The sequence below is a fragment of the Xenorhabdus sp. PB62.4 genome (assembly GCF_014467285.1).
Classification (GTDB): Bacteria; Pseudomonadota; Gammaproteobacteria; order Enterobacterales; family Enterobacteriaceae; genus Xenorhabdus.
The window spans coordinates 1-6,836 of the sequence record NZ_NKHR01000051.1 but is presented as its reverse complement, the minus strand read 5'-3'; the positions used below and the strand labels follow the sequence as shown (position 1 = coordinate 6,836).

The following is a 6,836-nucleotide window of genomic DNA, read 5'->3' as shown; positions in this document are numbered from 1 at the left end:
GTCTTCCAATCAAGATATTATCGGTTCATTCCATCCTTAACAGTGCAATCCCTATAAAATCACTTATAGCAAAAGGCAATAACATAAGAAATGGAACCGCGCCCACAAGCAGGTACATCAAGTGCATGAGTCACTCCATAAGCACATCCTACGATGAATGAAGAACTCAACACTGACCGGTACAATTCGGTGAGATAGCCAGTCGGTGAAAACATGGAAGCTACAGAGCCCGGTTTCACAAAGGAAGAAGAACGGGAGCCAAACATTTCATCATAACTGCGTGAAAGGCTGTCTTGTTCAATACCCAAGCGGATAGCGCCGGATAATTGCGGGTTAGCACGGGTGAAAATACGGGCTTCCAGCAGACGATGACGTTTTTCTTGTTCAACGACTTCGTGATGGAGATAGCGTGCTTCCCCTCAGCTCAGCTGTTCCTCGAACATTTTTCTGAGTTCGCCGAATGAGAAAGGCTGAAGATCGGCGAGGGTCATTGGTTGACCGTCGCGAGTTTGATTGATTTTGTTCAGTAACAAGTCTGTACTGTACATAATAACCTCAATTATTTTATAAAAAGGTGTTTCAGAAAGTTTAATGGTTAATAGCTTGTAGACTACTATCTTATTTACGATCTAATTTTCTTTATTTGATATTAATCATATTAACTATGGTGTTATTTCGAAGGAGGGAATAGAAGGCATATTTTTACTTATTTTTTATTTTCAACTCTTACCTTATAATTCGGTTGAATAAATAACGCCTCACAAACAAATAGTGATTTTAAATGCTGTGCCTTCCCTGACAATATCAATTTAAGCATTTTATGTTCTTTCAAAAAGCACCAGATAACCAATGAAATTTGTTATCATTCTCTATCTGTTAAGCCGCTTGCTATTTTAAATTCGGGGCGGTATCTCACTAAAAATGCAGCGCTATAAGCTTTTCTATAAAAGCGCCAATCCGGAATAAAATCAATAAATTAAATAGTTATCTGTAAATTACAATAAAAATTATCCCTATTTTGAGGGGAAGATAAGGAATGATGCGGGGAATGAGTGGTGAAATCAGTGATCCTGAATTTCATATAGGGGCCACAGCATCTGAACAAATGAATATCATGGCAATGATATCTTCAAAAATAGTACAAAAAGATTTAACAGATTTCTATAAATTCTGGAAATTCCCCCTGACACAGAAAACAATATCGACGATTAGTGATTACGAGCTTGAAAAGATAACGGGTTTTGCCCTACTGCCTTCAGAGCTGATTAAAAATCAGCCTGAAAGTAATTACGATATGCATTTTTAGTAGCACCCCCAATATACATTCAATCGAGGTTACTGAGCCGTCATCTGTTCGGCCCAGTACTCTTCTCTGACAGGGGGCGGGTTCGAAGGCGTGGCAGCGGGACGTCACCAGCCATATGCAAGACTGATCGGCAAAGCGTATACGTGACCTGCTGCCATGGAAAGACGAACTCACCTGTTAATAAACGTCAATACGGTTGGCATCTAGCGTTTACGTTTAAAATATATTTTTCTTGTCGCCTGTTATAGGACCTACTAAGTAGGTGATACTTTTTCCTTTGTTGTCTCCACCCGGTAATGGAAAACTAGTTAAAGAAGTAATATCTCCCCATGTAAAGCAGAAATCAACTTTTGTAAGTTTCTGACTCAAATCAGCGATTGTAAGGTTTAATATTCCATCATCCCTTACTGTCGCTATATAGGCTATTGGAGTTAATGCTTTTATTTCGACACTGTTTAATAAAACCGCGTCTTCATTGTTTGAAAAAATAACTGCTGCAGCGGTTCTTTTCTCTATATCTGTGACTATATGAGCATTGTCAGTATAAATGAACTGGGTTTGTGATGTAGGCTTTGTATTTTCGGTATTAGTAATTTCATAATAGTATTCACCTGCATTCCCATTTGCATGCTCAATCCAGATGGAAAAAACATTTTTGGATACAATATCACTGCTTCCTCCTTTGTTTATATCATGCCAGCAACCTGTCTGAGTAATCGCTTGAACGGTAACGGTTTGCGTGTTCGGAAAGTCATAACGTAATCCATCATGAGTGACCTGAATAATATTATTTGACCTTTTCTTTCCGCCCAGAGGAAGCTTTTCCTGAGTGCCATCATTATAATAAACTGTTATATCACCATTAATAATACATTGGTTAACGCTGGTATAAACAGCGTTATTAGCATGCGATATATCTATTGACGACCCCATGAACACGGATTTATCCGGGAGTGCAACAACTGATTTCTTCGCATTTTTAATGTTTTTTCGAGTAAGCATCATTGAAGTAATGCCAATATCACCATCACTGATAGCACCTGCGAAATCATCACTCCCCCAGTTATTATAACCCCAGTCGATTAATGGGTAATTAAAACCAGGAACCTGTTCTACAGTTGTACCTGGGATCCGTTGCCATTCCCAGACCGGTTGTATATTAAAATACTCACCTCCGGTTCTGGATATGAAATAACTACCACATCCCATATAATAGCCTTTAAGATTCTCGCCGTTACCGGACTCACCACCGACAGTTCTGGTTGATACAACTTTTGCCCATAGACAATATTTTTCTGAAATATGGGTCATGTAATCGTTAACCCAATATGCCCGACTCCCCAGGTAATAATTGTTACGGGATTCATCACCCTGAGCCCTTCGGATAATTTCCTGTAATATTTCAGGACGCCTCGGATTGCAGTCCATCAACTGTTGGCACCAACTTGCCAGAGCAGAGCTACCGTTCATCTTGCGACTGATTGCGCGTCCACAAACCTGAAAATCATATAGTTTGGCGTAACTGAACCACCCCATCCCATTTATCATGAAGTTCTCAAGGCTTTTAATCGCATCCTCATTCAGAGAAAAAACACCATAAAGAATAGCCTGAATTTTAAAAATATTGCTTAACAGAACCGTTCCATAGCTGCCCGCATAAAGTTGAGAATATTTCCCTGCCTGGGGATTATGTTGGCTGAATGAATTATCAACGCTTATCCCTTGACCGTTTTCTTTTCCATGCCGGGAGACAGGAAAACAAAGCGATGAGGTAGAATCTGAAGCAGCGTAGGCATCATTAAGGAAAGAAGATAGACCTGTATTTTTCCAACCACTAATTGACCAAAATAGCTGTATATATGCGAAATCAGCCTGGTTAGCGCCCACCTGCTCCATTGACGTATTAGTTGTTTTTTTTAAATAAGTGATGCAATCATTCAACGATGAAGATGAGAATCTTTCGACTAATAATACGAGGCTTTCTGCAATAATTTTTGCCAAACCTATTTGTCTGTCCCACCAGTTACTGGTCTTATAGTCTTGATTGGTATAAAAATGAAGTGCCTCGATGGCAGAAGTATAATAAATTATCTTCTTCTGAGACCGAATTATGATAGATATAGTTTGCTATGTCTCTCGTTCTACCCAGATGCTTATAAAGAGGAGCTGTATTGCTTCCGGCATTAGTGGATGGGTAACTAATGTCTCTGAATCTCCCTTGGCTAAAGCCGATTAGCCACTGATCGACTGTCGTTTTAGAAGGGGGCTGGACGCCAGTCAATGTTGCAAGGGCATTGTTGAAAACCTTTTCTGCATCACTCTTCAGTACATCATTCGCTTCATACTTCATATCATATGTGTAGTTACTACCATTTGGTAGCCAGATCTTATTACGATAGCTGCTTTTTAGCGGTGTAATTAATTTTGTTTCTTGATTTTTCTCTCCAGAACGTAAAAATAAACTATTTTTGTTTATATACACGGATAAGTGATAAGGCCATTGATACATTGTTGATGTTGTACTATCCGAACTAAAAGTTAGCGTCTCGTATAGCAAATTATAATTTTTACTTTTTGTGGATAATATTATTCTCATTCCCGGCGGAATCGCACCCGAGGAAGATATTCCTCCCCCTTCTTTCCAGCAGTTCAGGCAACAATTTGTTGGATATACAGTTAATTTTGCATTTGATTTCCAGAGCTTATTCCTGTATTGGCTGTTCAGTGGTTCAATGTTGCCGTTTTCATTCATTTCTCCAGCACAAATGTAGCTACTGGTTTTATTTATTTTTTCTGCAAATTTTTTTGGCCATATATAATGATTTATCTCATCACTATCTGGTATAAACAGGTTGTTTTCAAGTATTTCATCAGTTGCCGGATTTATAACAAAAGCACATATCTTCTCTCCTACCTTGGCATCCCTGTCCGATTGAATATTCATTCTTGGAATTTCTGTCCATTTTGTGTAATTTTCCATAATAATAACCTTTTTATTTACAGTAGATAACATTTAAAAACGCTATTTATTTTTAATGTAAGAAATTAAAGCGATACTAATTTCTCTTAATAATAGGAATGCTACCGCCCTAACAAATTTCAGTCATATTTATAAAAATAACAGCGATGAGTTTTACAACAATTTCTTTATTTCAAGAACAAAGTCTTTTCAGCTTCCCTACGTTTTACCAATCCAGATACTTTTTTCCGTCAACATAAACCCAGCGAAAAAATTCACGTGCACAACCTTAATAATCATCTACATTCAGTTTTTTCAGTAGTGTTGAATGAGAAAAATTTCCGGCACCGAGATTAAAAACAAAAGCATCAAATTGATGTTGAGTGAGCGGTGCATATACCATTTGATTAACCGTGTTATCACTATTCTCAATGTCTTGATATAAAAAATATTCGCTTCTTCTTCAGTCATTGTATCGCTAGGTGAAACGTGTGTGGTATGTCCATATCCCGCCGTCCATATGCCTGCGAAACATTGATAGTCTTCAAGGCTAAACCCTTAAAAATGTTTTATTAGATAATATCCTACATTACCCTCAGTCCCAGCAATTAAGATTACTTTGGTAGAAAATGAATCCCTTCCATAAGGCTGAATAGTTGATAGAGGTATGGAAACCCAGCTACCCCACTCCACATTTTTTCGAATTACAGAGAGGCTATATTGAGTGTTATTAACAACAGAGTATTTAACTCTGTCATAGGTTTTAGTTGATACATGTTCTTTGTTACTACTGCATCCAAATAAAAATAATATGACTGCTAAGAATAAAATCCGATAGTTAGTGACCATTTTTTAATCCATTGCTTGCGGTTTAATATGTTTTAAGCTGCCCTCAAACCCGAACGGGGCATGAACAGACGCACCATCATTTAGCGGCGTCTTCCAATCAAGATACTATCGGTTCATTCCATCCTTAACAGTGCAATCCTTATAAAATCACTTATAGCAAAAGGCAATAACATAAGAAATGGAACCGCGCCCACAAGCAGGTACATCAAGTGCATAAGTCACCCCATAAGCACATCCTATGATGAATGAAGAACTCAACACTGACCTCTTATAACCTGAGCTCCGTTTTCCCGTGTCACACTGCGCATCTGGTAAAGCAGAGAACCTCTGTGACAACGGCGACAATGATAGATAATAAAAAAAACAAAAAAAACATTATACTGCTTTATTTTATTAAAAATGTTTTTATTCTGATAAAATGCATATTATAATAATTAAACCCCAATAATAATAAAAAAAAACACACGAAGCAGCAGTTAATACCTCTTTAAAAACAGAGGATAGATCATTCACTCCTTTTAAATAAAACCATTGACGAGCAAATGGAAAATCTATAGATCTATTTTTTTAAGAAAAATCTTAATCTGTTTGGAATTAAGTCATTGAAATACTTTATAAACTTTACCATCATATACTCACCTGCAGACAAGCAACTGTCATTACTCAACGACAGCAATCATGAAATCACACTATCAAACCAAGCGGCGCGATTGCTGCTTGAAATGGTCACTAATAGCAAGGAAACTCTTCATAGGGAAGATTTATTGAAAAGGGTATGGGAGGATTATGGTTTTACACGTTCAAACAATAGCCTCAATGCCGCTGTAAGTGAGATTCGAAAATCATTTGAAACCTTGGGAAGGGATCCAAAGATTATCATCACCATTCCTAAAGTAGGTTTTCGTTTCGAGGGTGCTGTAGAGCCAGTAATTAAACAGAGTGAAAATAATGTTTTTCCTATTAATGAAAATGAGGCGCAATTAAAGCACCCCGCTGATAAAACTATTTTCACAAGGCCCAAAAACCAACAAATAAAAAAATTCGTTATATGCATGACATTCGTTTTCTTCTGTAGCTACGCTTCTTATGAAGCTTTTATTACATTCAAACACCTAAACGTACGCGATGAAAAAACAACATTTCTTTATAGCATTGGAAAATGTGACGTTTATGCATTGGGAGATCTTCCAATAGATGTGGGTGAGAATTATATTGATATAGCCAAACAAGATATCAACAAAGAAATCATTAATTGCGACCTCTCGAAGGGTAATATTTACTATAAAAAAACACGTAGTGGCAGTCAGGACACACAAATTAGTTTTATAGGCATATGTGGCTTAGACAAAAATAACAAAACTAAAGACTGCAGAAGCATATTAAACAATATTGGTGTAAATCGATGAAAAAAAACCATTGGTTATATATTGCGCTTTCATTACTTTCCATTATTTTGTTAATAGTATCATTTGAAATTATCAATGTGGACAATAAAAAAAATAACATCGAGATTCGATGCGCGGGTGAGTTAACTTCACGTAGAAAAGTTAATAACACTGATCTAGCCAATTTAAATGAAAAAATTTTTTTATTTTTATACGCACTTAACTTGAAGATGCAGGTCTTAGAATCTGAAAGTTATCAGTCAGTCGGGTAGTCAACTCTTTCGCTTTTTCTGGCAAGGTAATATGAAAAAAGCGGCGAAGTGCTTCACGGAACGTT

Annotated in this window: 5 protein-coding genes and 1 pseudogene; 2 read left to right on the top strand and 4 right to left on the bottom strand. The window is 37.1% G+C overall.

Going from position 1 to position 6,836, the window contains the following annotated elements; genetic code table 11:
- Positions 1–59: 59 nt before the first annotated feature.
- A complete protein-coding gene (locus Xenpb_RS20210) occupies positions 60–308 on the bottom strand; it encodes a hypothetical protein (RefSeq protein ID WP_255523202.1) in 249 nt (82 codons plus the stop codon).
- 740 nt (positions 309–1,048) lie between these two features.
- Between Xenpb_RS20210 and Xenpb_RS18790 the strand changes: the two genes are divergently transcribed.
- A complete protein-coding gene (locus Xenpb_RS18790) occupies positions 1,049–1,306 on the top strand; it encodes a hypothetical protein (RefSeq protein ID WP_187655662.1) in 258 nt (85 codons plus the stop codon).
- Between the two features lie 216 nt (positions 1,307–1,522).
- Here Xenpb_RS18790 and Xenpb_RS18785 read toward each other — a convergent pair whose 3' ends face one another.
- Together Xenpb_RS18785 and Xenpb_RS18780 are read right to left on the bottom strand one after the other, a co-directional pair.
- On the bottom strand, positions 1,523–3,307 hold the full coding sequence (locus tag Xenpb_RS18785) for a polysaccharide lyase family 8 super-sandwich domain-containing protein (protein ID WP_187655661.1): 1,785 nt from the start codon (positions 3,305–3,307) through the stop codon (positions 1,523–1,525).
- Positions 3,308–3,338: 31 nt separating this feature from the next.
- On the bottom strand, positions 3,339–4,286 hold the full coding sequence (locus tag Xenpb_RS18780; protein ID WP_187655660.1) for a hypothetical protein: 948 nt from the start codon (positions 4,284–4,286) through the stop codon (positions 3,339–3,341).
- Between the two features lie 1,430 nt (positions 4,287–5,716).
- On the opposite strand from Xenpb_RS18780, the gene Xenpb_RS18775 reads away from it, so the two are divergent.
- Complete coding sequence (locus Xenpb_RS18775; RefSeq protein WP_187655659.1) at positions 5,717–6,520, top strand: winged helix-turn-helix domain-containing protein; 804 nt, start codon at positions 5,717–5,719, stop codon at positions 6,518–6,520.
- Positions 6,521–6,718: 198 nt separating this feature from the next.
- Here the strand turns inward: Xenpb_RS18775 and Xenpb_RS20200 are convergent.
- Positions 6,719–6,836, bottom strand: a pseudogene (locus Xenpb_RS20200) (IS630 family transposase); the annotation flags it as partial.